Source organism: Lysobacter sp. M15 (genome assembly GCF_022662515.1).
Taxonomy (GTDB): Bacteria; Pseudomonadota; Gammaproteobacteria; order Xanthomonadales; family Xanthomonadaceae; genus JAKPBU01.
On the sequence record NZ_JAKPBV010000011.1, the window covers coordinates 14,413 to 40,698 of the forward strand.

General features: G+C 67.6%; 22 protein-coding genes. 1 reads left to right on the forward strand and 21 read right to left on the reverse strand.

Going from position 1 to position 26,286, the window contains the following annotated elements:
* The 7 genes from MC380_RS08645 to MC380_RS08675 form a co-directional block, all read right to left on the reverse strand.
* Positions 1–612: a YceI family protein gene (locus tag MC380_RS08645; RefSeq protein ID WP_242164213.1), complete on the reverse strand. Its 612-nt coding sequence runs from the start codon at positions 610–612 to the stop codon at positions 1–3.
* A gap of 394 nt (positions 613–1,006) precedes the next feature.
* Entirely contained in the window at positions 1,007–1,465 is a 459-nt protein-coding gene (locus tag MC380_RS08650) for a hypothetical protein (RefSeq protein ID WP_242164215.1), read from the reverse strand.
* Complete coding sequence (locus tag MC380_RS08655) at positions 1,462–1,662, reverse strand: PspC domain-containing protein (RefSeq protein WP_242103680.1); 201 nt, start codon at positions 1,660–1,662, stop codon at positions 1,462–1,464. Before MC380_RS08655 ends, MC380_RS08650 begins: the two co-directional genes overlap by 4 nt.
* 115 nt (positions 1,663–1,777) lie before the next feature.
* Positions 1,778–2,848 carry a class III poly(R)-hydroxyalkanoic acid synthase subunit PhaC gene (locus MC380_RS08660; RefSeq protein ID WP_242103679.1) on the reverse strand — a complete coding sequence of 357 codons (1,071 nt, stop codon included), beginning with the start codon at positions 2,846–2,848 and terminating at the stop codon, positions 1,778–1,780.
* Positions 2,845–4,044: a class III poly(R)-hydroxyalkanoic acid synthase subunit PhaE gene (phaE, locus tag MC380_RS08665; protein ID WP_242164216.1), complete on the reverse strand. Its 1,200-nt coding sequence runs from the start codon at positions 4,042–4,044 to the stop codon at positions 2,845–2,847. Before phaE ends, MC380_RS08660 begins: the two co-directional genes overlap by 4 nt.
* 175 nt (positions 4,045–4,219) lie before the next feature.
* Complete coding sequence (locus MC380_RS08670) at positions 4,220–4,837, reverse strand: CDP-alcohol phosphatidyltransferase family protein (RefSeq protein ID WP_242164218.1); 618 nt, start codon at positions 4,835–4,837, stop codon at positions 4,220–4,222.
* 69 nt (positions 4,838–4,906) lie between these two features.
* Positions 4,907–6,709 carry a D-(-)-3-hydroxybutyrate oligomer hydrolase gene (locus MC380_RS08675; protein WP_242164220.1) on the reverse strand — a complete coding sequence of 601 codons (1,803 nt, stop codon included), beginning with the start codon at positions 6,707–6,709 and terminating at the stop codon, positions 4,907–4,909.
* Positions 6,710–6,926: 217 nt separating this feature from the next.
* Here MC380_RS08675 and MC380_RS08680 point away from each other — a divergent pair, with 217 nt between their 5' ends.
* Complete coding sequence (locus MC380_RS08680) at positions 6,927–7,595, forward strand: response regulator transcription factor (protein WP_242103675.1); 669 nt, start codon at positions 6,927–6,929, stop codon at positions 7,593–7,595.
* A gap of 47 nt (positions 7,596–7,642) precedes the next feature.
* Here MC380_RS08680 and MC380_RS08685 read toward each other — a convergent pair whose 3' ends face one another.
* The 14 genes from MC380_RS08685 to MC380_RS08750 all read right to left on the reverse strand — a co-directional run bounded on the left by MC380_RS08685 (position 7,643) and on the right by MC380_RS08750 (position 26,106).
* Entirely contained in the window at positions 7,643–8,803 is a 1,161-nt protein-coding gene (locus MC380_RS08685; protein WP_242164222.1) for a porin, read from the reverse strand.
* Positions 8,804–8,859: 56 nt separating this feature from the next.
* Positions 8,860–9,543: a response regulator transcription factor gene (locus tag MC380_RS08690; RefSeq protein WP_242103673.1), complete on the reverse strand. Its 684-nt coding sequence runs from the start codon at positions 9,541–9,543 to the stop codon at positions 8,860–8,862.
* Positions 9,531–11,576, reverse strand: coding sequence for an ATP-binding protein (locus tag MC380_RS08695; RefSeq protein WP_242103672.1), 2,046 nt, complete (start codon positions 11,574–11,576; stop codon positions 9,531–9,533). Before MC380_RS08695 ends, MC380_RS08690 begins: the two co-directional genes overlap by 13 nt.
* Positions 11,576–12,421, reverse strand: coding sequence for a sulfate ABC transporter permease subunit CysW (cysW, locus tag MC380_RS08700; RefSeq protein WP_242164224.1), 846 nt, complete (start codon positions 12,419–12,421; stop codon positions 11,576–11,578). The genes MC380_RS08695 and cysW overlap by 1 nt, the downstream gene beginning before the upstream one ends.
* Entirely contained in the window at positions 12,418–13,287 is an 870-nt protein-coding gene (cysT, locus tag MC380_RS08705) for a sulfate ABC transporter permease subunit CysT (RefSeq protein WP_242103778.1), read from the reverse strand. Before cysT ends, cysW begins: the two co-directional genes overlap by 4 nt.
* Positions 13,284–14,369, reverse strand: a complete 1,086-nt coding sequence (locus MC380_RS08710) for a sulfate ABC transporter substrate-binding protein (protein ID WP_277929902.1) — start codon at positions 14,367–14,369, stop codon at positions 13,284–13,286. Before MC380_RS08710 ends, cysT begins: the two co-directional genes overlap by 4 nt.
* Positions 14,366–16,303: an ABC transporter ATP-binding protein gene (locus MC380_RS08715; protein ID WP_242164226.1), complete on the reverse strand. Its 1,938-nt coding sequence runs from the start codon at positions 16,301–16,303 to the stop codon at positions 14,366–14,368. The genes MC380_RS08710 and MC380_RS08715 overlap by 4 nt, the downstream gene beginning before the upstream one ends.
* A gap of 118 nt (positions 16,304–16,421) precedes the next feature.
* Positions 16,422–17,669: an MFS transporter gene (locus tag MC380_RS08720; protein ID WP_242164228.1), complete on the reverse strand. Its 1,248-nt coding sequence runs from the start codon at positions 17,667–17,669 to the stop codon at positions 16,422–16,424.
* A gap of 174 nt (positions 17,670–17,843) precedes the next feature.
* Positions 17,844–18,260: a GFA family protein gene (locus MC380_RS08725; protein WP_242164230.1), complete on the reverse strand. Its 417-nt coding sequence runs from the start codon at positions 18,258–18,260 to the stop codon at positions 17,844–17,846.
* Between the two features lie 182 nt (positions 18,261–18,442).
* Positions 18,443–19,192 (reverse strand): hypothetical protein, encoded by a 750-nt coding sequence (locus tag MC380_RS08730; protein ID WP_242103667.1) that lies wholly within the window; start codon positions 19,190–19,192, stop codon positions 18,443–18,445.
* 80 nt (positions 19,193–19,272) lie between these two features.
* Positions 19,273–19,803 carry an SRPBCC family protein gene (locus MC380_RS08735; RefSeq protein WP_242164232.1) on the reverse strand — a complete coding sequence of 177 codons (531 nt, stop codon included), beginning with the start codon at positions 19,801–19,803 and terminating at the stop codon, positions 19,273–19,275.
* Positions 19,800–20,198, reverse strand: a complete 399-nt coding sequence (locus tag MC380_RS08740) for a metalloregulator ArsR/SmtB family transcription factor (RefSeq protein WP_242103665.1) — start codon at positions 20,196–20,198, stop codon at positions 19,800–19,802. The genes MC380_RS08735 and MC380_RS08740 overlap by 4 nt, the downstream gene beginning before the upstream one ends.
* A 108-nt stretch (positions 20,199–20,306) precedes the next feature.
* On the reverse strand, positions 20,307–23,681 hold the full coding sequence (locus MC380_RS08745) for a PAS-domain containing protein (RefSeq protein WP_242164234.1): 3,375 nt from the start codon (positions 23,679–23,681) through the stop codon (positions 20,307–20,309).
* A 181-nt stretch (positions 23,682–23,862) separates the two neighbouring features.
* Entirely contained in the window at positions 23,863–26,106 is a 2,244-nt protein-coding gene (locus MC380_RS08750; protein WP_242164236.1) for a TonB-dependent receptor, read from the reverse strand.
* Positions 26,107–26,286 lie beyond the last annotated feature (180 nt).

Here is a 26,286-nt window from a genome sequence, read left to right on the forward strand (position 1 = left end):
TCAGGAGGATTTGGCCACGGAGGGTTCGGCGATCGCCTCAACCTGGATCCGCAGCTTGACGGTCATGTCGAAGCCGTATTCCTTGCCGGCAGCCATGCCGTACTCGTCGCGCTCAAAGCTGCCTTCGGCGTCGGCGCCGCAGACTTCGCGCTTGAGCATCGGATGCGACGTGCATTTGAAGGCCAGAATCTTCAGCGTGAGCGGGCGGGTCACGCCATGCAGGGTGAAGTCGCCCACCACCTCGCCCGGCTTGCCGTCGGCGAATGCCTGCAGGCGCCCGCGATAGCTCGCCTGGGGATGGCTGGCGCTATCGAACAGCTCCTTGCCCTGCGCCGCCTCGTTCAGCTTTTCATGGCCGAAATCGACGCTGGGCACGTCGATTCGGATGTCGACGCTGCCGGCCCCCGCCGTCTTGTCCAGCACGATGCTGCCTTCGGTCCGGTTGAACTTGCCGCGCCAGAGCGACAGGCCCATGTGGTCGGCCTCGAAGCTTGGATAGGTGTGTTCTGGATCGACCCTGTAGGTCGTTTCCGCTGCCTGGGCAGAGGCGGCGGCTGTGCCTGCCAGGACGAAGGCGAGCAGGAAGGGGGTATGGCGGCAGATGTCGTTCATGGCGTCGGTTCCGGAGTGGGTGGCGCCTGTCGGGCAGGCTTCACTGGAACGACGACGCGGGCGCACTGGAATCGACATCGCCCGAGGGATGCAGATGCGTATCGATCAGGGACTTGAGCGGACAAGCTCAGACTTGCAGGCCGGTTCTGCTTGCAAATTCCTGAGCGCGGGCCGGATGCCGGGCCGGGCACCTATAAAAGCGAAGGCCCAGTCTCCCAGGTTTCCCTGGTCGGCTGAGCCTTCTTGCCGGAGCGATTGCTTTGGTTGCTTCCGACTTGCGTCTTCCGCTTCCTCTGCTTTTTCTCCGACAGGTGCAGACTAAGGCATGCTCGATTAAAAGTGTGTCAAATCGATGATCGCGCCTGAACATGCCGACGAACGGTCGCCGATGCATTCAGGCCCACGGCCACCAATCCCGCCCGCTGCGCGCATAGCGATCGGCGGCGCGCTCGAACCGGTTGCGCACGCTGATGCCGCCGCACAGCAGATACAGCGGCAGGAACAGCGGGCCGAGCACCATGTACTGATAGACGTGCGCGCGTTCGTGGTCGGCGAGCATGATCTCGGGCTCGTCACCGTGCCCGGCGCGGTGCGCATAGGTCACGCAGGTCGAATCCAGGCTGTCGCCGGTGTGCAGGATGGTATTGCCGAGCGTGAGCGCACCGCCCGGACCCCACGGCCAGCGATGGAACACGATCGCGCGATCGCGCCGGCTCCAGTGCGCATGTGCGCCGAAGGCGATGCCGACGAGCCCTGCCAACAGTCCCAGCGCCGTGTTGGGCAGCGTCCACAGCGCACCCAGCGCGACCGCGAGGCGCCGCAACAGCGTGGAGCCTCCGGACGCTGCGCTCAATCGTTGCCTTCGGGGATCAGCAGCCACAGCACCAGGTAGACCAGGATGCCCGGAAAAGCGATCGACACGATCGAGATCACCACATACAGGAAGCGCAACAGCGTGGAGTTCCAGCCGTAGCGTCGCGCGATGCCGCCGAGCACACCGCCGAAAATGCGGTCGTTGAGCGAGCGGGTCAATCCAGGCGGGCGATTCATTGGACGTTGCGATGCGTGCGTGCGATGGGCCGAGTCTAGCGCTGTGGCTGTGGAAAGCGTAGCGGCGCCGCGCCGATGCACGAAGCTGGCACTGCTCGGATCGCGCGGGCTCCGACTATTTCGAACGCTGCGACAGCCAGTCGTGGATGGTCTGCGGCACTTCCTTTTGCGCACGCCCCGAGACGTAGATGCCGATGTGGCCGCCGCGGAAGCTCAGCTCGGTGTAGTCGTCGGTGCCCACCAGGCCCTTGAGCGCGCGCGATGCATCGGGCGGGACCAGGTGATCCTGCTCGGCGAAGATGTTGAGCACCGGCATTTCGATCAGCCCCAGGTGCACTTCGTTCTCGCCTATGGTGATGCCGCCATTGACGAAGCCGTTGCCCTGGTAGAACTGCTTGATGAACTGGCGGAAGGCCTCGCCGGCCTGGTCGGGCGAGTCAAAGATCCACTTTTCCATGCGCAGGAAGTCCTCGACCGCCTTCTTGTCGTCGAGGATGTCCACCAGACCGAGGTATTTCTGCAGGTTCAGCCGGAACGGCTTGAGCGTGAGGTAGCAGGCATTCATCAGGTCGGCCGGCACGTTGCCCAGCGTGTCGACGAACAGATCCACGTCCATCTCGCGCGTCCAGTTGGACAGCATGTTGTCGGCGGTGTGGAAGTCCACCGGCGTCACCATCGTGATCAGGTTCCTGATCCGCTCCGGATGCAACGACGCGTAGCACAACGCGAATGAACCGCCCTGGCAGATGCCGAGCAGGTTGATGGCCTCCAACCCGAAACGCTGGCGCAGATGGTCGACCGCTCCGCCCAGGAACCGTTCGATGTAATCCTCGAGGGTGAGGAATCGGTCGGAACGGTCCGGATAGCCCCAGTCGATAATGTAGACGTCCTCGCCGCGCTCGAGCAGGCCCTTGACGATCGAGCGGTCGGCCTGCAGGTCCACCATGTACGGGCGGTTGACCAGCGCGTAACTGATCAGCAGCGGCACTTTCGCCGTGGGAGGTTTCTCGCCGACGAACCTGTACAGCACCACCTTGCCGTCGCGCCAGATTTCCTCGCGCGCGGTCGCACCGTAGTCCACATCATCGACCTGGCGCAGCGTTTCCAGCCCCGCGGCAAGCTTGGCCTGCATCTGCAGCGATTCGTTTGCCAGCGCGTCGGCGCCGAAGTTCAGCGGCCCGTTCATCGGCGCTTGCTCCCTTTGGTGGGCTTTGCCGCGGCATCGTCCATCGCGGCCGGAGCAACCGGCGCGGTGATTCCGGACAGCAGCGACACCGGTGCGGCGCGACGCGCCGGCTTGCTCGCCGCGCGCACGGCACGCGCCGCCTTGGCGGGTTTGTTCGTCTTTTTCTTCGGTCTTGTCTTCCGCACCACCGGTGGCGACGGTGTCTGCGGTTTGCGTTTCAGTGCAGCCTGCGGCGCGGGGCCCGCGGTGCGCGCGGCGGGCTTCACGGCCTGGCTCGCATCGCGCATCCGGCGCACCTGCCGCTCCAGTTCCGCCACCTTGCGGTGCGCGGCGTCCATCTCGCTACGGGTCGGCATGCCGAGCAGCCCGCTGGCGAGCTCGACTTCCTTCTGGATGCCGCTGCGCAGCCGCATCTGCGCATTCACCAGCGCACCGTAGACGTGGCGGAATTCCTGGGACAGGGCGATCTCGGCGTAGCTTTCCTCGGCCGCGTCGATCCACAGATCGAACAGCGCACGCGCCGAGGCGAGCTGGCGGCCGGGCTCTTCGCGCTCGGCCAGCTTGTCCTCGAACAATTCGAAGGCGCGCTGTCCGGCCTTGAGCATCAGCGCGTTGTAGGCGCTGCTCTTTTCCTGATACTCGACCTGCGCGCGCGCCAGCGCCTGGAGGCGCTCCTGGTGCTCGCGGCCGATGCCGAAGGCCGGCAGCGACAGCCAGGACATGCCTTCGCGCCGCATCGCATCCAGGTAGGGCGATGCGTCCTCGACCCACTGCTCCAGCCCCTGTTGGCCGTGGCCGCGCATCGCGCGGAAGATTTCCGGAAACGGATTCTCGCCGGCAGCGCCCAGCGCCCGCTTCCACGCTTCGGCGATCTGCGCAGCACTCTGGTCCTGCCCTGAAAACTGGGCGGCGACCTGCTGCATCTGCCCGAACCAGTGCCGGGCCTGCGCATTGAAACGTTCGACCAGGTCGTTGGCTTCGGAGCGGCCGCCGTGGGCGAGCTTGCTCCACCAGTCCACGGCGTCGTGCCAGCCCTGCATGCCCTGGGGCACCACCGGCTGTCCACTGGCCGCGCGCAGCGCTTCGCCCCAGGCATTCCAGTACTGCCGGGACAGCGCATCGAAATCCTGCCCGGACCAGTCGCGCGGATTTCCCGCCATGCCAGGGCCGAAGCCACCGAAAGGATTGTTCGCCATGGAACCTCCGTCTTCGACCGGATATTAGCAACCGGACGTGACGGAAAGCGGCGTTGCGATCAATCCCGGTTGTTCTTTGCGCACGTTCCTCGTGGATGCGGACAAAACCGCGAGGGACCGTGGCGTATTACGGCGAATCCGCTGCCCTGTCCTCCCGGACGCAAACCCGGCCAGCTCAGGGCTTGGGGATGTGCAAAGTCTTGCTGATCATCAGCGATCCCGACAGGGCATACAGCAGCACCAGCGGATGCAGCTGCCAGGGGCCGAGCTGGACCATGCCGAACCACAGCTCCGGGCCGATGCGCCCCACCCATGCGGCCACCGCCAGCAGCCCGACGATGGCCACGCTGGTCGGGATCGGTGTGCCTTCGAAATACCTGACCTTGCCCTCGTCGCCCGACAGCATTTCCGCGGTGACGTTGTAGCGCGCCAGCCTGCTCACGCCGCAGCCGACGAAGTAGCTCAACACGATCCAGTCCCAGCCGCCCTGCAGGCCGCAGGCGTAGCCCAGCGCCGCGGGCGCGACCCCGAACGAGATCACGTCGGCGAGCGAATCCAGTTCGCGCCCCAGGGTCGATGCGACCTTGCGCCAACGGGCGATGCGGCCGTCGAGCGCGTCGAAGACGAAGGCCAAGGGGATCAGGGCCATGCCGATCAGCAAGTCACGCACGCCGCCCTCCTGCAGGAAGCGCATCGCGGCGAAAATCGCACCGGTGCCGCAGAACGCGTTGGCCAGGGTGAACCAGTCGGCGAGATGGAAGTCCCGCAGCATGGAGAAGTGGCGCTGCTTCATGGCGGCATCCGTGGGGCGGTGCGCGCAGCGTGCCAGAAGCGGCGTGAACCGGCGATGCCGGCGCGCGCGTTACCGCGGCAATGCAAGGTTGGCGGGCGCGAGCGGCTTGCCCGTGCCGCGGGGCGTGGTCGGGATCAGCTCATCGGCCGGCAGCGGCACGCCACCGTCGAGGTGCGCCCAGACCCGATCCAGCGCCGCGTACAGATACGGCAGCATCGGCAGGTACTGAGCCGCATACACCGGCAGGCCGAGGAAGGCATCGAAATGCTGCGCGTGCCGGACCTGCCAGTAGCGCACGTCGCGCCCTGCCGCCTGCGCGGCCGCCACGTAGGGCGCACTGGTGAAGGCCATCGGCACCAGCCCGTCGTCGATGCCATGCAGCACCACTACGGGCAGGCCATCGCGCGGCAATCCGGCGCGGATTTCCTCGATGCCCTTGCGTACGCGGTCGGCATCGGCCCCCTGCCCGTCCCACAGCGCACGCAGGCACGCCAGGCCGGCGAATGCGGCATCGGGCGACGCGTCGGCTTTCGTGTCCAGCAGGCCGACACCCGCGCCAGGCGGTATGCCGCTGGCATCGGCCCACCATGCGCTGCGTTCGGCGGTGGTCGCCGCACGCGCCGCTAGGGCCTTGTCCTGCGCCGACCAGCGATAACCACAGGGATGCTCGTCCACGCCGTAGCGCCCGTAGGCCGAGGCATAGGTCGTGGCGACCGCACGCCACAGGTCGAAGGCCACGCTGATCGCGCCCGCGCGCAGGGCTTCGTCCGACCAGCCGTTGGCGCGTAACACTTCGTATGCGGAACGCCGCTGCGCGGCCGCGTCGTCGCCCGCAATCAGGCCGGCATCCTTCAGCGCCGCGCAGCGGGCCGCCGCGTACGGCATCGCCGGCACCCCCAGATGCGGCAGCGCGCAGGGCATCAGCAATGCGGCCTGGGTGGTGAAGTCGTAGAGCGGGCGCGCGCCGCGCACGGAGACATTGGGTTCGGCCGCGACCACGGCGTCGAGCCAGTCATCACCGTCCTCGGCCGCGCGCAGCACGGCACCGCCGCCGTTGGAAATGCCGACGGCGATGACCCGGGTATTGGCGAAGTCGAAACGCCGTTGCGGGTAGGCCTCGCCCAGCACGTGCAGCGCAAACTGCGCCGCCTGTTTGACGTGCCTGCCCCAGTCGGCTTCCGGATTGTCCTGCGAGTGGGCGTGCTTGAAGGCGACGCCGCTGGCGCCGACCGGGGCATCGGGCGCGAACGCCAGATCGGCGGCTTCACCCAGCGCGCCGGTCACGCCGTCGGAGCGGATGCCCTGCTGCGCGTCGAGGTCGAAGTAATCGGTGCCTGCGCCCTTGTCGGTATAGGCCACCGCGCAGCCTTTCGGCAGGCCCCAGGCACCGGCCACGGCGATCGATCCGTAGATGCCGCGCGAACCGGACGAAGCGGTCACGACGATGCATGGCTTTGCCGGATCGAACGCATCGGGTAGCTGCACCATGACCCGGTGCGGCTGGCTGGCGCCCGGCACGGTCGCGTAGGCGTGGAACTCCCGCCCCGGCACCGGCGCAACGCTCCCGTACAGCTCGCCGTATCCGCCGCCCGGCGCCAGGTCGGCGATGCCGCGCCAGTTGCTCCACAGCGCACGCCGTCGAAGTTCGGCCGCCGTAGGCGCTTCCGGATCGACGAACGCCGGCGGCGTCATCGCACGCAGGCCTTCCAGACCCAGCCCGGCGGTCAGCAGGTCGTCGCTGCCGCGATGCTCGCTGCTGCGGGCGTGGCTGAACATATCGGGGCTCGCGTCGCGGGTGCCGCCGCCGCTGGCGCACGCTACCAGGAGTGCGGCCGACGCGACGGACAGGCACAACAGGGGGAGTCTGCTCATGACGGCAAGTTAGCAAGCCGCCCGTCGCCCGGGCATCGTACTTTGGTCCGAAGCCATTCTGTGCCGCGCTTGCTAGGCTCGCGCCGCAGCAGCCTCTCTCCGAAAGCGGACGCCTTCCACATCGGGCGACGTTCCGTCGCAGGGCGCCGGCCACAGATTCCAGATGCCCTGCGCCTGCCCGAGCTACGCTGTCCGCGACCGAACCCATGGCTTCAACATGCCCACCCTGCTCATCGCCGACGACCACCCGCTGTTCCGCGCTGCGCTGAAGCAGGCCGCGGCGGACGCGGTCGCGGACCTGCGGGTGCGCGAAGCCGCATCGCTCGATGCCGTGCTGGCGGCGCTCGATGCCGAGCCGGACATCGACCTGGTGCTGCTGGACCTGCACATGCCGGGCAACCATGGCCTGGCCGGGTTGGCTGCGGTGCGCGCCCAGCACCCGGGCGTGGCGGTCATCGTGGTCTCGGCCAACGACGATCCGCGGGTGGTTCGGCGTGCGCTCGACCATGGCGCCGCCGGCTACCTGCCCAAGAGCGCGGGGCTGGAGGAACTGCGCGAGGCCATCCGCAGCGTGCTGGCCTGCGAGCAATGGCTGCCGGCCGCATTGCGCGGGGCGGTGTCGCGCGCACAGAGCTCGCCGCACGACAGCGCGCTGGCCGCGCGCCTGGCCAGCCTGTCGCCGCAGCAGTTCCGGGTACTCACCCTGGTGGCCGAGGGGCTGCTCAACAAGCAGATCGCCGACCGCCTCGACGTGCAGGAACGCACGGTCAAGGCGCACCTGTCCGCAATCTTCGAGCGCCTCGACGTACGCAACCGCACCCAGGCCGGCGTGGTGCTGCGCGAACTCGAACTCAGCGATCCGGCAAGGCAGGTCGCGTCCTCGTAGCCGCACCGCAGCGATGTCGCGCGTCGCGCCGGCAGCGCCCTCATGCCTCAGAACACCATGACCAATGCAACGGTCAGCACGCGCTCGGTGTCGTTATCGCCGCTGGCCGCGTTGGCGACACGCACGACCGAGAATTCCGACGTGACCCGCCATTTGTTGTCGAACCACAGGCCCAGGGCCAGGCCGGCAAGATCCGCCCGGCGGCCATTCGATAGCGGATCGGAGACCGCCTCGAAGGCATCGTTGTCGATGGTGATCCGGCCTACCCGCCCGGTCAGTTCGACCGCGACCGGCGTGTCCAGTCCAGGCACGACGAAATTGCCCGGATCGACGCCGCCATAGGTGCGGTCTTCGCCGGTCAGCACATAGCCGGCCTGCACTTCCCAGCCGCGATGCGCCACGCTGACGCGATCGGTGCCCAGGCGCACCGTCTCCCGCGACTGCACCACTTCGGCCTGGGCATACCGCGGCCCGCCGTAATAGTCGGCAAAACCGCTGATGCGCCCGGTCGAACCATCGGCGTACGCACCGCTGCGGTAGCGAAACCACGTGGAGCGGCCCGGCGTGCGGTAGCGCGCCAGGCGCGCATAGTCCGCATCGCCCTCGCGGTTGCCGCCGCTCACGCCCAGCCCCAGGCGGAAAGCGCCCTTCTTGTCGAGGGGAAACGTGCGCACCACGCGCGCGGCCGCTTCCGCCCCGCCATCGAGCGAACCCTTGACCTCATCATCGGCGGCGCCATCGAACACGCCGATCTCGTAACGCCAGCGGTCCTTGGGCTTGCCGTAACCGAACAGGATCCCGTTGTCGCGATTGGACGTCATCGACGCCACCCCGCTCACTTCGGTGGCCGCGACCGCATTGGACGACTTGAGTTGATCGACGCTGGCGGAGGACTTGAACCGACCCACGCGCAGGTCCCAGGCGGCATCGGGCGTGAAGTCCACGTAGGCCTCGAGCGCCTTGTTGGTCTCGCGCGCCAGATCGGGCATGAAGCGCGCGGACCAGCGTTCGCCCTTGTATTCGAATACCGGCCGCAGGCGCCGGATCTCGGAGGTTTCGCCGGGTGGAGACGCCAGGGTGTCGTAGAAGTCGCGATAGTAGTAATGGGCGGAGCCGCTGAACTTGAACTCCCCTGCGAACGACGGGGACGATACGACAGCTGGCACGAGCAACGAGGCCGCGGCAATTCGGACAAAGGGAGTGCGCATCGGTCCTCCTGGGAACCAACGTGGACGGGAAGGATTGGCGGGAAAAGCGCCGGGGGTCAGGGGCCGTCGCGCGGCGCGAAGGCATAGCCGACGCCGGGGACGTGCTCGATCCTGTCGCCGGACTCGCCGATCCGCGTCAGCTTCATCCGCAGGCGATGCACAAGCTGCTTGAGTGCGTCGCGATCGGCGCCGTCCCGATCGGCCCAGACCGCAACGATGATGCGCTGGGCATCGACCGGGCGTCCGCGGTGCCCCATCAACAGCCTGAGCAACCGGAGTTCGAGCGGCGACAACCGGCATGGCGGACCGTCGCCGAAGCGCATCTCGCTGCGAACCGCGTCCACAACCAGATCGCCGGACTCGAGCACCGGTTCGGCACCATCGCTGCCGCGTCGCAGCAGGGCGCGCACCCGCGCCAGCAGTGCGCGCGGGCTGAACGGCTTGCGCAGGTAGTCGTCGGCGCCGAGGTCGAGCCCGCGGACCTCGTCCGCCTCGTCCGCCCGTACGGTCAGCATCATCACCGGGATGTCGCTGTCGCGCCGCAGCTTTTCGAGCACGCCGAAGCCGTCGATGCCCGGAAGGTTGACGTCCAGCACTACCAGGTCCGGCCCGGTTTGTTCAAACACCGCCAGGGCCTGCTCGCCGTCGTAGGCGACGACCACCTCGTAGCCAGCCGTCTCCAGCGCGTAGCGCAGCAGGCCGACCAGTTCGACGTCGTCATCGACAATCAGAATGCGCACGCAGCCTCCAGGGGCAGTACCACCCCGAACCTGGCGCCACTGCAGCGCTGCGGTTCGGTGATGACGATCTCGCCGCCATGGCGCTCGACCAGCGCACGCGCGATCGCCAGCCCAAGGCCGGTCCCGCGTTGCGAAGGTTCCTGGTCCGGCGCGCGGCGAAACGGCGCGAACAGGTCCGCCGTGCGCGCCATCGGCGGGATGCCCGGACCTTCGTCCTCGACCCAGAGCGACACGGTTTCCTCGCCCCAGACGATGTCGACCCAGATGGTGCTGTCATCGGGCGCGAACTTATTGGCATTGGCCAGCAGGTTGATGACGACCTGCGACAGACGCTGGGTATCGCCCGTCAGCCGTTGTTCGCTTGCGGGAAGATGCAAGGCGACTTTCTGATTGCGTTGTTCGGTCAGCGGGCGCATCAGCTCGGCGCACTCTTCCACAAGCTTCACCAGATCCACCTGATCACGTCGCAGCCGCAGTTCGCCGTGTTCCAGGCGGACACTGTCGAGCAGGTTGTCGACGAGCTGGGAGAGCCGCAGCGCCCCCCGGAATTGGGCATCGACCAGGCGTTTGGCGGTGTCATCCCCGCGCCCCGCCAGATGGTCCTGGAGCAATTCGATCGACGCGATCTGCGCGGCGATCGGCGTCTGGAACTCGTGCGAGAGATTGGCGACGATCGCGTCGCGCATGACCCGCGACGCCTCTGCAGGCGTTTCCTCGCGCACGATGGCCACTTGCCGGTTCCGGGAAGGCGCATAGCTCCTGATCACCAGCTTGCGGGCGCCGCCGCCGACCCGATAGTCGCCGGTGGCGTGCGCCGAGCCCTTCAGGCGTGCCTGCTGCAACGGCGTTGTCGCCTGCCCCGCCTCCAGACCCTGGCCTGGCAGTGCGGACAGTACGTCATCGAAGCGCCGGCCGATCACGTCCGCTTCCTTCAGGTCGAGCAGTTCCAGGAAGCGGCGGTTGGCATAGATCACGTTCTCGTCGGCATCCATGGCAACGATGCCATCGCCCACGCCGTCGAGCACCATGTCGAGTTCATTGCGCTGGTGACGCTCGTTCTCGGCCAAGGCACGGATCTGCAGGCGCATGTCCTCGAGGCTGCGCGCGAAGGCATTGGGTTCGACCAGGCGCGTATCTGGTCGCCGGATGCGGCCCTCCAGGTTGCCGACACCAAGGCGTTCTGCGGCCGCCGCGAGCTGGGCGAACGGATCGGCGATCCGTCGCGCCAGCCAGACTGCAACTGCAACGGCCACCGCCACCATGGCCAGCGAACCGGCCATGAAGGCGAACAACCATTCCAGCAGTTCGCTGATGAGCGCCGAACGCGGCAGGCTGGTCACCAGCACCGCCTCGATGCCTCCCGGCTCTCTGCGCACGGGCTCGAGGTGGATCGCGGCTGCGTCGCCGGTCGGTTCCTTCAGGGTCTCTCCCGAGCCGGTGACCAGCACGTGGCGGATCGCCGTTCCAAGTCCATCGGACGCCCGGGCGGTTGGTGCGAGCAACTGCACCCGTACCGCCTCGTCGTTCAAGTCCAGCGCTTCCACCGTCAGCTGTCTGGCGACGACCACGCGATGCCCGGGCGGAGACTCGACGGCTTCGGACGCGACCAGCCAGCGTTGCTCGCCGTCCGCGCCGAACTGCAGCCCGTTGCTCATCAGGTTCGCGGGCGGAGATCCGGACTCGGCGAACAGGACGCCATGCCGGAAGACGCCGATGTAGTCGAGCCGCCCAGTGCGACGGAAATCATCGACGAACGCGCGTGCTGCACTCGCATCGGCACGCGCCAGGAACCGACGCAACGTCGGCCGCTCCACCAGCAGTCCGGCAACGACCGCCAGGTCCTGGCGCTGGTAAAGCAACCGCGCCTGGGCCTCGGTCGCGGCCTGGGCGACCTGGGCCTGCGCCCGCTCGACCAGGGACGCATGGATGATGCCGGTTCCGGTGGCCAGCAGCAGCAACGCCAGCAGTGCGACCAGCCCGACGTGGCTGGCGAGCAACAGATGCAGGAGCCTGAGCGGCCTGCCGGCGGCCATCAACCCTGCCCCCTGAGCGGATGCGCATGCTCAATCCAGCTCTTCGCAAACAGAGTGACGAGTCCCAGCATCGCAAGCAGCGACGCGACCGCGAACGCGGCGGTGAAGTCGTACTCGTTGTAGAGGATCTCGACGTGCAGCGGCATGGTGTTGGTTTGCCCACGGATATGCCCGGACACCACCGAAACGGCGCCGAACTCGCCCATGGCCCGGGCATTGCACAGCAGGATGCCGTAAAGCAGGCTCCAGCGGATCGATGGCAGCGTAACGTGCCAGAACGTGCGCCAGCCTCCGGCACCCAGCGTGTAGGCGGCCTGCTCCGGGTCGGTGGACTGCTCCTGCATGAACGCGATCAGCTCGCGTGCCACGAACGGCAGGGTCACGAACAGCGTCGCCAGCACGATGCCCGGTACCGCGAAGACCACCTTCCACCCGGTTGCCTGCAGGATGGGTTGGAACCAGCCCTGGCTGCCGAACAGCAACACCAGGACCAGGCCGGCGACCACAGGCGAGATCGAAAACGGCAGGTCGATCAATGTCACCAGCAGGCTTCTGCCACGGAAGTGGAACCGGCTCAGCACCCAGCCGGCGGCGATGCCGAACACGACGTTCAGCGGCAAGGCGATCGCCGCGACGGTCAGGGTCAGTTTCAGTGCGGCGCGCGCATCGGGCTGGTTGAGCGCCGCGATGTAAGTTTCGTAGCCACCAGCGAAGGCCTGGCTGAAGACTACGACCATGGGCAACCCGAGAAACACCAGCAGAAACACCACGGTGAGCAGGATCAGCCCCACCTTCAACAAGGGCGGATCGCGCAGAGCGGGGCTGTGGTCGCGATGCATGCTCATCCCGCTCGACGCGAACTGCTGTTCCAGCGCTGGGCGAGGTTGATGACCAGCAGCATCAGGAACGAAATCACCAGCATCGCAACCGCCAGCACCGTTGCGGATCCGTAGTCGTATTCCTCGAGCTGCACCACGATCAGCAAGGGTGCGATCTCGGACACGAACGGGATGTTGCCGGCGATGAAGATCACCGACCCGTATTCGCCCACGGCGCGCGAAAACGCCAGCGTGAACCCGGTCAGCGCAGCGGGCATGATCGCGCGTCCCACCACATGACGGATCGCCTGCCCCCGGCTCGCGCCGAGCGTGGAGGCCGCCTCTTCGAATGCCGGGTCGAGGTCCTGCAGCGCGGGCTGCACCGTTCGCACCACGAACGGCAGCCCGACGAATACCAGCGCCACCAGGATACCCAGCGGCTTGAAAGCGACTTCCACGCCCAGCGCCGCCAGCGGACGGCCCAGCCAGCCGTTGCCGGCGTACAGCGTCGCCAGCGCGATCCCCGCCACGGCCGTCGGCAGCGCGAACGGCAGGTCGATCATCGCGTCCAGAATGCGACGCCCGGGAAAGCGGTAACGGACCAGCACCCAGGCCGTGATCGTGCCGAGCACCAGGTTGAGCGCGGCGGCGGTGAACGACAACCCGAAGCTCAGCCGGTAGGCGGCCAGCGCCCGTTCACTGGTGGCGATCCGCCAGATCTCCGACGGCGACACGTCGAGCAGCTTCAGGAAGGCCGCGGCGATCGGCAGCAACACGATGATGCCGAGGTAGGTCAGCGTGATGCCCAGGGTGAGGCGGAATCCTGGGTGTGCCCGGATCCGGCGCCTCGTCCCAGGCAAGCGCCCGGCGTCCGCCGCAACCGACATGCTCAGAGTTCTCGGGCCGCGAAGATGGTGTCGAAACGACCGCCATCGGCGAAGTGCTCGGATTGCGCCTTCGACCAACCCCCGAACTGCTCATCGATCGTGAACAGCTCCAGCTCGGGGAAATCCTTGGCGTATTCGGCCAGTATCTTGGGGTCGCGAGGCCGGAAATGATGCTTGGCCGCCAGGCGCTGACCGGCCGGATCATAGAGATAGTTGAGGTAGCGCTTGGCGAGCGCCTCGGTGCCGTGCTGGCGCGCGACCTTGTCGACGATGGCGACAGTCGGTTCGGCAAGGATGCTGATCGAGGGACGGACGATCTCGAAGCGCTCGCTACCGAATTCTTCCAGGGTCAGGATCGCTTCGTTCTCCCATGCCAGCAGCACGTCGCCGATCCCGCGCTGGACGAAGGTGTTGGTGGAGCCGCGAGCGCCGGTGTCGAGGACCGGCACCGACTTGAAGACACGCGTCAAGAACTGTTGCGCGTCGGCATCGGTCCCGCCGCGCCTGAGCACCGCACCCCAGGCGGCCAGGTAATTCCAGCGGGCTCCGCCTGAGGTTTTGGGATTCGGGGTGACAACTGCGACGCCGTTCTGCGCCAGGTCCGGCCAGTCATGGATGTCCTTGGGATTGCCCCGACGCACGAGAAAGACAATCGTCGAGGTATAGGGCGCGCTGTTGTCCGGGAACTCGGCCTGCCAGCCGGGTTCGATCAGTCCGCGTTCGGCGATCGCATCCACGTCCGCCGCCAGGGCCAGCGTAACCACGTCGGCCTCGAGTCCGTCGATCACGGCACGCGCCTGCTTGCCAGAACCACCGTGCGACATGCGCACATCCACCGCCGGATGGCCACCCGCCTGCTCCTGCCGGGAGAAGGCGGGGTTGAACTCCGCATACAGCTCGCGGGTCGGGTCGTACGACACGTTCATGAGATTGGCGGCGGCGGTCGCCGGCACCTCGGGATCGGCGCCTGCCTGCTGCGGCGCTTCCGCGCCGCAGGCCGACAGCGCGAAAGCCGCAAACATGGCCAGGGCAGCGGCATAACCGGGTGCCACGGCGCGGGTTTTGCGCAAGGCTCGGATCGTCATCATTGTTGGCTCCAGATGCTTGAAACGGGGGGCGTCCTGGGTGGCGAGGCGACGCCGCCAAAGTACGAATGCAGATCGGTCCTGGGACGCAGTGCCAGGTCGGTGGCGTCCGGTTGCACCATCAGGAGCGTGGGGCGTCCATCCAGCGCTTGCAGCCAGGATTGCTGCCGGGCATCCAGCGCCGAGCGCGGCCCCAGATCGATGGCGATCGCGTCGGCGGAGTCGCCAAAGTAGGCGGCCGGGTCCTGCGGAGTGGTTTCAGCCGCGGGTACATCAACGGTGAACGGGATGCTGCGCAGCGCCAGCGCGTCGTGCCAGCGCGGTGGCGGTTCCGCCGGATGCACCGCACCCTCGAGATCGCGCACTTCGATTGCCGCCTTGAGCTCCTCGACCATTTCTGCCAACAGACTGATGTTGGGCTGCGCGGCTGAAAACGCGCGCAGCAGCACCAACCACCGTGCGTCCGTCCCGGCGACGAGCGGATCCACGCCGGCGGCCGCCAGCCAGAACTGGCGGGCATCGACGTTCTTGAGCAGTCCGCACACCCTGTCTGGCGACCGCATCGAGGCGGGCAACAGCACCAGGTCGTAGCTTTCGCCGGCCAGATGGACGCGTGCCGCTTCCCACAGGTCGATTCCGGAGGTTCGCGTGTTGATCAGCCGCAGATCTCCCGCGAACAACTGACGGTACTGTTCAAGCGGCGCATGCAGCTCCGGCGCGCCCACGGCGGGTCCAAGCACGGTCACCAGGGCATGCTGGCGCTCGCCGTAGGCCAACGCCGAACGCAGCAGCGCATGACCGCCGGCATCGCCGGGCGCGATCACGAGCAGACGCAGGCTGGGCCGCGAGATGGCATGCAGCTCGTTGGCGAACAACGTCACCCGATCGCCCGCCCGCAGCGGCAGCAGTCGCGCGGTGTCGATGCTGCGCAGCGACTCCAGATGATGTCGACGCCCGCCCGCTGCCTCGACCCGGACGTGCACGCGCTCGCTTGCCCCCAGGTACTCCACGCGCTCGACTTCCGCCGCGTGGGTGAACACATCCCGGTCGGCAGGCACCGGCGCATCGCCGCGCAACAAAATCAGCTTTTCCGGGCGCAGCAGCACCTTGACGCGCCGGGGCACGGTATCGGCCGACGCGCGCGAGGTGTCCAGGCGCACGCGCGCGCCTTCCGACGTCAACTCTCCCGGAAGCAGGTTGGCACGCCCGACGAAACCGGCGACGAATTCGGTACGCGGCTGCACGTAAAGCTCGTGCGGCGGTCCATCCTCGAGCAGGCGACCGCGATGCAACACCATGATCCGGTCGGCTACCGCGAAGGCCTCTTCCTGGTCGTGGGTGACGAATACCGCGGTGGTGCCGAGCTTTTTCAGCAGCTCGCGCAGCCCTTGCCGCAGCTCCTGGCGGATGCGTGCATCGAGCGCACCGAAAGGTTCATCCAGCAACAGCATGCGCGGCCGGTGCGCCAGCGCGCGCGCCAACGCGGTGCGCTGGCGCTGTCCGCCGGAAAGCTGGGCCGGATACTTGCGCCCGCTTCCGCCCAGGCCCACCAGCTCCAGCAGTTCATCCCGGCGCCCCTGGCGCTGGCGGCGATCCACGCCGCGTACCCGCAGCGCGAACTCCACGTTGTCGGCCACGGTCAGGTGGTCGAACAACGCATAGTTCTGGAACACGAACCCCAGGTCGCGGGACTGCGGCGGCAACTCCGTCATGTCGGTGCCGTCCACCAGCACCGTGCCTGCGTCGGCCAGGGTCAGCCCGGCAAGGATGCGCAGGATGGTGCTCTTGCCGCTGCCGCTTGGACCCAGCAGCGCGACCAGCTCGCCAGTTCCGACTTCGAACGAGACATCGTGGACCACCGGCCTGCCGCCGAACAGCTTGGTCAATCCGCGGACTTCCAGAGACATGTGTGCGCCATGCAGAACCAGTCGGCGCATGGTTCAACAGCCGCGGTTACGCTGTCAGTGGTCCTCCGGTTATGACCCGGTTACGAGGTCACGGGATTCCCCGTCCTGGCGGTCCGCAGCACGACGCGCGGAATGCACCCGGCTACGCTCAGGTCTGCAGCACGGGCTGGCGACCGCCACCCACCAAAGGCTTGCGCGCGGACGGGAACAGCAACGCGATGGCCGCTGCCGCCAGACCCACCGACATCGACCCGATGTACAGCCAGGTGTAGGACCCGAAGCGGTCGTACAGCCAGCCGCCCAGCAGCGGACCGAGCGCCATGCCCATGCTCGAGAGCAACGACGCCGCTCCCAGCACCGTGCCGAGAATGCGCGGCGAGAACGCTTCGCGTGCCAGCGAGGCATACAGTGGCATGGTGCCGCCGTAGGCCAGGCCGAACACGATTGCCACGGCGTAAAAGCCGGTGAGCTGGCTCGCACCGAGATAGGCCGCGGCCGCAAGGGCCTGCACCAGCAAGCCGGCCACCAGCACCGGCTTGGCGCCCAGCCGGTCCGCCAGGACGCCGAACAGCAGCCGTCCGCCCAGCCCGGCGGCGCCTTCCATACTGTAGATCGTCACCGCGGCGGTCACCGACAGGCCGCAGCCGACCGCGTAGCTCACCGTGTGGAAGATCGGGCCCGAATGCGCCGCGCAGCAGGCGAAGTAGGCCAATGCCAGCACGATGAAAGGTTTTGAACGCAACGCCTGCCTTGCGGTCAGGCTTTGGCTGCCCCTGGTCGCGATGTCCTCGGCCGAGGCGGCGGGCGCCGGTGCGGCACGCACGAACCAGACTGCCGGCAGGGTCAGCGCCCAGGCCAGCACGCCCACGATCAGCAGGGTGCTGCGCCAGTCGTGCTGCGTCACCAGCCAGGCCACCAGCGGCGACATCGTCATCGGCGCCACGCCGACCCCTGCCGACACGAGCGAGATCGCCAGGTTGCGGCGCCGCTCGAACGACGAGGCTGTCGCCGCAATCACCGGCGCAAAGAAGCTGGCGACCGCGACGCCCAGCAGCAACCCGTAGCTGAGTTGGAACTCCAGCAGGCTATCCGCCCGGCTCGCCAGCACGCAGGCCAGGCCCAGCAGCACGGAACCGGCCAGCACGCACACCCGCGGTCCGTAGCGATCGCTGAGCATGCCCCAGCCGAAGCCGGCGAAGCCGCCACTGACGAAAGCCAGCGTCATCGCACTGGACAGGCCGGCGCGCGACCAGCCGGTATCGCTGCTCATCGGCTGCAGCAGCACCGCCAGCGCAAACAACACGCCAATGCCCACACAACCGAGGACCGCGCCGGCCGCGACCAGGGACCAGTTGCGATCGACCGGGAAAGAAGAAGCGGATGCGGAGCTGTTCATGTGGGTGGATTGTCCTGTCTGCCTCCCATTCGACGGGTGGAGCATCCCGAAATCGACACGTCGGTCCGAATCGCGCCAGGGCGCTCATTCGCGGCCGCTATCGCTTCTCCGGGGCCATCGAACGGAGTATTCCCCACCTGCCAACTTGCGCATCGATATCGATGTCCGGATCGATCACCCCGGCGGCATCCCGTCGAACTTCGGCACGGCCGGATCAAGCTGGTCCCACGGGTATCCGCGCACGCGATAAGTCGTCATTTGCGGCTTGTACCGGCCCGGATCGTCGAGGCTGCCGGCATGCACGGTGAAAACATCCGGCGCAGCCGCAAACGTCAAATAGACCGGGGAACCGCACGTCGGGCAGAACGCGTGTGTCTTGACGTTGCCACTATCGGCAACGATGTCCCGCCGGGTCGCCACGCCCCCGAGTTTCACGCGCTGCCTGCTCGGAAAGCTCAGATAGGACCCGTGCCCGGTGCCGCTTGCCTTCTGGCAGTCGCGACATTGGCAGTCGTTCATGACGATCGGTTCGTCGGAGATCTCGTAACGGATCGCGCCGCAGGCGCATCCGCCGGTATAGGCCTTGCTCATGTCTGTCTCTCTTCTCGTACTGGGGTGGAAGACAGCACGCTGACCGATCGAACGAGGTTCATTGCGATCGGGCCAGGCGTTCGGCACGCATCGTGGCGCAGGTGCTGGAGTGCTGGAGTTATGGCGCTGTGGCCGGATGGAGTCGGAGGTGCACCCCGTCCACTGGCCGCAGAACAGCGCCGTCAGTGCTTCATGCCGGCAAGGCAGAGCACCTCGCGATGCGCACACAGCGCGTGCAGCAGCTCCCGCTCGTCGGCCAGGATCTTCGCCTTCTCCGTCTCGCCCAGAAGCTGGACCACGTAGCTCTGCTCGTCGTTGCCCTGGCGGTCGATGAGCGGGTACACCAGGGTCGCGGGATCGGCGAGATCTGGTTTGGCGCCGATATCCGCGTTGCTGATGCCCGGCGCGTAGTACATGAGGTGCGGCATCGCCATGGTGTGGATCTGCATGTCGGGCGGCCCGGCCGTGCGCATCACCGGCGCCACCATGTACGACACGCCCGATTTCTCGGGAGCGCGGTAGGTTCCGTCTGCGTAACGTTGCTCGACTCTTGCTTTCAACGCAGCGGCATCGATGCCGCTCACACGCAGCGCGGCCGTATCCATGATGACCTTCAGGTAGGTGCGCGCGCCCACCGCGTCGTAGCACAGCGGGATGTAGATGTCGTCGCGCAATTCGCCGTGCTCCCAGGCAGTGCGCTGCACCAGGCATTCCAGGCCGCTGGTTCCGCGGCGGGCGACGCGGTAGCCCGTTGCGGGATCGAGGACGTGCACGGTCGCTGCGTCGCGCAACGCAGCCGGCAGCGCGCTCAGTGCGTAACGCACTTCCAGTGTCTCTGGCATCGGCGTGAGCGAGGTAGCCTGTACTGCAGCCGCTTGTGCGGGCGCGGTCGCCAGGGCGACGACCAACGCGAAGATCCGGACCTTGTTCATGGCAAGCATCATCCGTTGCGCCGTGGCGGACCACGGCGCCTGTCTGTTGTAGGTTGAAGTGCGGGCGGACCGGCGTGCGGTCAGGCCGGCACGCGGCGATCGTATTCGGCGCGCAGCCGGCTCCAGCCGTCCCAGAACGGTTCGGGCTTGTGGCCCTTCGTGCGTGCAGCCAGGACGTTGAGGTGCATATGCCAGCCGGCGCCGATCTTGAGCAGGTTCGACCGGTCGGAGATGCCGCGGTGGAGCACGGTGAGCAGCACCTGCTCGCCTTTCGGTTCGAGCTCGAACGTCACATCGCCCCCACCCCAGGTGAAGGCGAGGCGGCGCGGCGCATCGAACTCGACGATGGTGCTTTGCATCCGGCTCTCCTCGGAGAAGCCTTCGGGCCGCTGCCCGGGCGGATCGGACAGCTCCTCGTTGCGCCAGACCAGTTCGAACGGCGCGCCAACCTGCAGGTCCATCTCGCCTGCGGCCAGCCACTGCCGGCGCAGGTCGCTTTCGGTGAGGTAGGCCCAGATGCGTTCGACCGGTCCGGGCAGCAGACGCTGGATCCGCACGGTATCGGGGGCGGTCACGACGCCGTACTCGGCTTCGGCAATGGCGATGTTCATGGTTTCCTCCTGGTGGTGGGAGATTTTCGGGCGGATCTGGCCGCTGGTTTCGCGACGCGCTTCGACGCGTCCTCGGCCTTGAGAATGGCCTCAAGCACGTCGAGTTTCTGGTTCCAGAAGCGCTCGTAATGACGGAGCCATTCCGCGCCGGCATGCAGCGGGCGCGCATCGAGCCGACAGGTATGCACCCTGCCCTGCACCTCGCGCTGGATCAGCCCGGCGCGTTCGAGCACCTGGATGTGCTTCGAGGCCCCGGCCAGCGAGATCTCGAACGGGGCAGCGAGTTCGCCGATGGTGCGCGGCTGCGCAGCCAGCTCGCGCAGCATCGCGCGGCGGGTCGGATCGGCCAGCGCGCCGAATACGGCGTCGAGGCGTTCTGGATATTGCTTAACCATATGGTTGAATATACGCGTCTGCAGACGATTGTCAACCCTTTGGTTAAATATATTTCGCAGGGGAAATGAACCGGCTCGATAGACCGGCTTGCGCTGGCGCTCTCGCGGTCATGCCATCAGGGGCCGGCCGGCGTCCAGCGTCGAGGGCGGCCTGGCCGCCAGCGCCCGATCCATCACCGACTTCAGCGCCAGCGCCTTGACCGGCTTTGGCAGCAGCGGCAAGCCGGCTTCCATCACCGCGCGCCGCACCTGATCGCCATGGTCGGCACTGAGGATCACGGCGGGACGCGGGCCGCAAGCGTTGACGAGGCGCTGGTACAGGGCGACGCCGGTATCGCCGGCGTCGAGATGGAAGTCGAGCAGCCACAGATCGGCAGGATGCAGCGCTTCCGCCGCCAGTGCGGCATCGCCGTCGGCGACGGCCGAGACCGTGCATCCCCACCGTTCGAGCATCGCCTGCAGCGCCTGCAGCCCGGCCGGCACGTTGTCGACCACCAGCACGCGCAAGCCCGGGTAGCCGCGTGCGCCGGGCTGCGGCGCGGCTGCGGTGCGCTGCGCCTGCACGCTCGGCAACAGCAGCGAGAATGTGGTGCCGCTGCCAGGCGCACTGCGCAGGGCGATCGGTGCACCCAGCAGGCGCGCGATCCGGTCGGCGATGGAAAGTCCCAGTCCAAGCCCCTGCCCGGCCGCATCGTCGCCACGCCGGAATTCCTCGAAGATCGCCTGCTGCAGCTCCGGCGCGATGCCCGACCCGGTGTCGTGCACTTCGATGCGCAGCGCGTCTCCTGCACGACGCACGCCGAGCAGGACCGTACCGCGTGCGGTGTAGCTCACCGCATTGGCCAGGAAATTCTGCAGGATGCGGCGCAGCAGCTGGGGATCGGTATGGGTCCAGGCACCGCTGCATACATGTCGAAAGCGCAGGCCGCGCTCGGCGGCCATGGCGGCGAACTCGGACGCCAGCGGTTCGAGTACCTCGGCCAGCGGGAAGTCGCGCGGCTCGGGCACCAGCCCGCCCGCTTCCAGTCGCGACATGTCGAGCAAGCCGGTGAGCAGGTCGGTGGTGGAATCGAGCGCGCCGCGGATCTGCAGCAGCTTGTTCTGCAACGCATCGCGACGCGGCTCGCCTTCGACCTGCTGGGACAGCGCGTCGGTGAACAGCTGCGCCGCGTGCAGCGGCTGCAGCAGGTCGTGGCCGATGGCGGTCAGGAAGCGGGTCTTGGCCTCGTTGGCACGCTCGGCCTCGTGCTTTGCCGCCTGCAGCAGCGCGGTGCGCTCGTCGACCCGCTGCTCCAGGGTTTCGTTGCTGCGGCGCAGCTCGTCCTGCGCATGGCGGAACGCGGTGACGTCGGTGAAGGTGGCGACGAAGCCACCGCCGGGCATGGGGTTGCCGCGGATCTCGACGATGCTGCCGTCTGGAAACCGGCGTTCGGACAGATGCGGCGTTCCCGCGCGCATATGCGCCAGGCGTCGCTGCAGGGCCGCTTCCACGTCGTCCGCGCCTTCGACATGGCGCAGCGCCCAGCGACTGATCTCGGCGATCGGCCGGCCAACCTGCAGCAACGCATCGGGAAAGCCGAACAGTTCGGCATAGCGCCGGTTCCAGGCGACCAGGTGCAGCTGCGCATCGACCACGCTGATGCCCTGCGACATGTTCTGCAGCGCGCCTTCCAGCAGGCGCTGGTTGAAGCGCAGGTCCTGCGAGGCCTCGCCGACGATGGCCGCGACCGTGTCCAGGTCGGCGCCGACCTCGCGCCGCGCGGCATCCAGCAGCAGGCGCGCCGATGCGGCGCCCAGTACCGCGGACAATTCGCGTTCCAGGCGCTCCTCGATGCGCGCGGGCACCGCACCTCCGCGCGGTGCGTCGGCCAGCAGCGCGTCCACCTGCATGGCGGGCAGGAAGCGGGTTGCGGCGCGGCGCAGGGTTTGCGCGTCGAAGCCGCGCGTCTGAGCGCCGGCGATGCGCGGGCGCTGCAGCGACAGCAGCACCATCGCCAGGGTGCCGGCGAAGAAGCTCGCGCCCACCGCACGACCCAGCCGGCTCCATCCGGTCAGCCCAAACAGCGCGTCGGGTGACAACCACGTCCAACCGAAGGGGCCGCCTGCGATCCAGTCGGCCTTCGCGCCGAAGGTCGCAGCCAGCAGCGGCGTGAGCATCACCCAGGCCCACACCATGAACGCGACCATTACGCCGACGGTCGCCGCGCGCGGCGGCGTGCGCGGGCGCCACACCGCGAATGCGAGCGCCGGTGCCAGGGTGGCCAAGGCCGAGAACGACACCGCACCGATGTCGGCCAGCGCGTCGCTGCCGCCCACCAGGCGCGCATAGCTCCACGACAGCAGCATGATGGCCACGATGCAGGCGCGGCGCAGGCGCAGCAGGTCGCCGCGGCGATCATCGCCCTGCCCAGACCATGCGCCGCGCAGCAGGCCCGGGGCGAACCAGTGATTGCCGATCATCAGGCTCAGCGCCAGGGTGCTGACCACCACCATGCCGGTGGAGGCGCTCAGCCCGCCCAGGAAAGCGAACAGTGCGATACCGCCATGGCCCTGCGAGGCGGGCAGCGCCAGCGCGTACATGTCCGAGGGCACCGCATCGCCCAGCAAGGCCACGCCGGCCCGGGCCAGCGGCAGCGTAGGCAGCGCGATCAGCACCAGGTACAGCGGAAACAGCCAGCGCGCGCTGCGGATGTCGCGTTCGTCGCGGCATTCGACGACGCCGATGTGGAACTGGTGCGGCAGGATGAACATGGCCAGCGCGCCCAGCAGCACCAGCGGGACGAAGCCGCCAGCCTGCGCGGACGCGGGCGCAACCGGTACGGTGACGGCCGGGATGTCGAGCGCAAGCCAGACGAACAGGCCCAGGACCAGCATCGCCACCAGCTTGAACAGCGATTCGAACGCGATCGCCAGCACCAGGCCGCGGTTGTGCTCGGTGGCGCTGGCACGGCGGGTGCCGAACAGCATGGCGAACACCGCCATGGCCAGGGCCACGTACAGCGCACCGTCGCGCCACGGCGCCACGTCCGCACCTCCGCGCGCTTCGCCGGTGAGCGTGGCGAAGCTCATGGTCACGGCCTTGAGCTGCAGCGCGATGTAGGGGACCAGCCCGAGCGCGGCGACCAGGGTCACGGTGGCCGCCAGCCACGGATCCCTGCCCAACCGGGTGGCGATCAGGTCGGCCAGCGAAGTCGCGTTGCTCTCCCGCGCCAGCCGCACCAACCGCACCATGAAGGCGAAGGCGAGCAGGTAGAACAGGATCGCGCCGAGGAACGTCGGCGGCAGCGGCCAGCCGTAGCGGGCCGCCTGGGTCACCGTGCCGTAGAACGTCCACGAGGTGCAATGCACCGCCAGCGACAGCGCGTAGACATGGCGCCAGCGGCGCGAGAACGCCCCAGGATGGCGTTCGCCATACACCGCCGCGGCAAACATCAGCGCCAGCCACACGAGGCCGGCGACGATCACGGTCGCGGTGCTCAGCATGCCGATGGCGGAAATCCCCTCACCCGGCGAGGATAGCCGCGAACGTCAGCCGCGTTGCCTGCCGGCCGCGCGTGGGCGCATGCCACACCCTCGGTCCGGCCCGGGCGCATGCAACGCACCCGGTGCCAGGTGGCATCCGCACGCCTTCGCGGAACCGGCCTTGGTCCTCGCCGGATGGGGCTCAGAAGTCGTAGCGCGCGGTCAAGCTGTATTGCCGGGGCGCACCATAGAAGCCGGTGAGGACGCCGAGCGCGGCGATGTTGTAACCCGTGGTGCGGTATTCCTTGTCCGCCAGGTTGGTGCCCTGCAGCGAGAACGACCAGGCGTCGTTGAGCTTGTAGATCACGCCTGCGCTGACCAGGCCGTAGCCGTCCTGCCGGATCGCCGGGCTCAGGTCGGTGGTCGGCCAGACCTCGCTCTGGTAGGCATAGCCCACGCGCGCGGACAGGTTGCCGCCATTGGCCAGATCGGTGCGGTATTCGACATTCAGCGCCCCGGAGAACTCGGGCGCGTTGGTGAAGCGCTGCGCATCGGAGATGTCGACGCCGCCGGTGACGAATTCGTCGTATTCCGCGTCCAGCCATGCCAGGTTGCCGCTGATCAGCCAGTTCGCCGTCGGCAGCCACTGGTATTCGACTTCCGCACCGTTCACGGTGCCGGCGCCGGCGTTGGTGAAATCGCCGAAGAAGGCATCGTCGACCCCGTCGCCATTGCTGTCGTAGCTGGTGAACACCGACAGCTGGATGTCCTTGTACTTGTTGTGGAACACCGACAGGTTGAGGAACAGACGCTGATCGAACAGTCCCATCTTCGAGCCGATCTCGTAGCTGTCGACCTGTTCGTCCTTGAACGGCTCGGCCGACTCCGGGAACTGCACCGACTGCGCGCGGATGTTGTAGCCGCCGGACTTGAATCCGCGGGTCGCCAGGCCGTAGACCATGATGTCCGGGGTGATCTCGTAGTCCAGCGACACCTTGGGCGAAACGTTCTCGAAACTGGTCGACTTGTCGAAGTCGGCGGCGATCGGCGTGGGATTGGTCGCCGTGCAGGCGAGTGCCAGCTCGGTGTAGGTCGCGTCCCGGTAGCAGCGGTTGAGGACCCGCGCGTGCTTGTCCTCGCTGGTGATCCGCGCGCCCACGTCCAGGCTCAGGCGGTCGGTCAGGTCGATGGTCCAGTCGCTGTAAAGGGCAACGCTCTCGGTGGTGACCACGCCCTGGGTATCGCCGAAGATCAGGTTGAGGAAGTTGTTGAGCACCTGTCCACCGGCATCGCCGTTGAACGCATACAGGCCGATCACGCCGCGCGCCCGTCCGCCGGCGTCGTAGTTGGCCTGCAGCTCGTTGGTCACCTGCTCGTCGCTGTAGAAGGCCTTCACGTCGACCAGCTTGTTCGGCAGGGTGTCGAAGTCGATGTTGGTCTCGGTGTCCGATTCGCGCCGGGCGATGACGTATTTGAGCGCCCAGTTGTCGTTGGGACGCCAGTTGACCGTGGCCGAAACGCCTTTCATCTCGGTATCGTTGACATTGGGCATTCCGCTGCGGATGTCGTAGCGGTCGTCCAGCGGCGCCACGCCCGGTGCCAGCGGATTGGGCGCCAGCATCTTCGCGCCGCGCACGCCTGACTGATCGTCCAGCCAGTCGAAGGTGAACTGGAAGTCCAGGTCGTCGCGCGCATACGCCCCCAGGTGCAGGCGCGCTGCGTTGATTTCCTTGTCGCTCACGTCCTGGCCGGTGAACTGGTTGGTGCCGAAGCCGTCCCGGTTCATGCTGGCGACCGACACCCGGCCGCGCAGGCCGCTGTCCTCGCCACCGATGGGGCCGCCGATGGCGGCCTTGGCATCGAGCTGGTTGTAGTTGCCGACCGTGACGGAGGCGAAGCCGTCGAGCTGTTTCGGCAATTCGCGGCTGATGTACTTGATCGCGCCACCGATGGTGTTCTTGCCGTACAGCGTGCCCTGCGGGCCGCGCAGCACCTCGATCCGGCCGACGTCGAACACGTCCAGCAGGGCGCCCTGCGGGCGGGCGATGTAGACATCGTCCAGGTAGATGCCCACGCCCGGATCCACGCCCCACAGCGGATCGGCCTGGCCGACGCCGCGGATGTAGACGGTGGCCGTGCTGGTGGACCCGCGCGCGGCATAGATGGTGAGGTTGGGCACCTGTGCGTCCAGGTCGCCGATGTCGCGGACGTTGAGCTTGTCCAGCAGATCGGGCGTGAACGCGGTGACCGCGACCGGCACGTCCTGGAGGGTTTCCTCGCGCTTGCGCGCGGTGACCGTGATCGCGTCCAGCGTGGCTGGCGCAGCTTCGTCTTCCTGTGCGGCCGTTGGTGCCGGCGCGTCCTGCGCGCGCACGATCGGGGCGTGGATGGCGGTGGCGGCGAGCAGACTGGTGGCGACGGCCAGGCTCAGGGTGCTGCGTTTCATCTTGGTTCCCCTCGGATAGGCATTGCGTGCGGCCAGGCGCCGCCCGCCGTGCAGACTAGGCAGGCGCACGGCCGCGGGCACTTGTACCTTCGGACAATGGGCCCGAGCGGTGTAGCCGCTGAGACTGCGCCCGACCAGCAGCGCTCACATCCTTTTGTGGGAGCGGCCTCGGCCGCGATT

What these genes read in the sequence shown, in the direction of transcription:
- MC380_RS08660 (WP_242103679.1), bottom strand. Translation starts at nt 2,848, where the DNA reads ATGAACGGGCCGCTGAACTTCGGCGCCGACGCGCTGGCAAACGAATCG.
- MC380_RS08670 (WP_242164218.1), bottom strand. Translation starts at nt 4,837, where the DNA reads ATGAAGCAGCGCCACTTCTCCATGCTGCGGGACTTCCATCTCGCCGAC.
- MC380_RS08725 (WP_242164230.1), bottom strand. Translation starts at nt 18,260, where the DNA reads ATGAGCAAGGCCTATACCGGCGGATGCGCCTGCGGCGCGATCCGTTAC.
- MC380_RS08745 (WP_242164234.1), bottom strand. Translation starts at nt 23,681, where the DNA reads ATGCTGAGCACCGCGACCGTGATCGTCGCCGGCCTCGTGTGGCTGGCG.
- MC380_RS08750 (WP_242164236.1), bottom strand. Translation starts at nt 26,106, where the DNA reads ATGAAACGCAGCACCCTGAGCCTGGCCGTCGCCACCAGTCTGCTCGCC.
- MC380_RS08680 (WP_242103675.1), top strand. Translation starts at nt 6,927, where the DNA reads ATGCCCACCCTGCTCATCGCCGACGACCACCCGCTGTTCCGCGCTGCG.
- MC380_RS08695 (WP_242103672.1), bottom strand. Translation starts at nt 11,576, where the DNA reads ATGGCCGCCGGCAGGCCGCTCAGGCTCCTGCATCTGTTGCTCGCCAGC.
- MC380_RS08675 (WP_242164220.1), bottom strand. Translation starts at nt 6,709, where the DNA reads ATGAGCAGACTCCCCCTGTTGTGCCTGTCCGTCGCGTCGGCCGCACTC.
- MC380_RS08715 (WP_242164226.1), bottom strand. Translation starts at nt 16,303, where the DNA reads ATGCGCCGACTGGTTCTGCATGGCGCACACATGTCTCTGGAAGTCCGC.
- MC380_RS08740 (WP_242103665.1), bottom strand. Translation starts at nt 20,198, where the DNA reads ATGGTTAAGCAATATCCAGAACGCCTCGACGCCGTATTCGGCGCGCTG.
- MC380_RS08730 (WP_242103667.1), bottom strand. Translation starts at nt 19,192, where the DNA reads ATGAACAAGGTCCGGATCTTCGCGTTGGTCGTCGCCCTGGCGACCGCG.
- MC380_RS08710 (WP_277929902.1), bottom strand. Translation starts at nt 14,369, where the DNA reads ATGATGACGATCCGAGCCTTGCGCAAAACCCGCGCCGTGGCACCCGGT.
- MC380_RS08655 (WP_242103680.1), bottom strand. Translation starts at nt 1,662, where the DNA reads ATGAATCGCCCGCCTGGATTGACCCGCTCGCTCAACGACCGCATTTTC.
- phaE (WP_242164216.1), bottom strand. Translation starts at nt 4,044, where the DNA reads ATGGCGAACAATCCTTTCGGTGGCTTCGGCCCTGGCATGGCGGGAAAT.
- MC380_RS08685 (WP_242164222.1), bottom strand. Translation starts at nt 8,803, where the DNA reads ATGCGCACTCCCTTTGTCCGAATTGCCGCGGCCTCGTTGCTCGTGCCA.
- MC380_RS08720 (WP_242164228.1), bottom strand. Translation starts at nt 17,669, where the DNA reads ATGAACAGCTCCGCATCCGCTTCTTCTTTCCCGGTCGATCGCAACTGG.
- MC380_RS08645 (WP_242164213.1), bottom strand. Translation starts at nt 612, where the DNA reads ATGAACGACATCTGCCGCCATACCCCCTTCCTGCTCGCCTTCGTCCTG.
- MC380_RS08735 (WP_242164232.1), bottom strand. Translation starts at nt 19,803, where the DNA reads ATGAACATCGCCATTGCCGAAGCCGAGTACGGCGTCGTGACCGCCCCC.
- cysW (WP_242164224.1), bottom strand. Translation starts at nt 12,421, where the DNA reads ATGAGCATGCATCGCGACCACAGCCCCGCTCTGCGCGATCCGCCCTTG.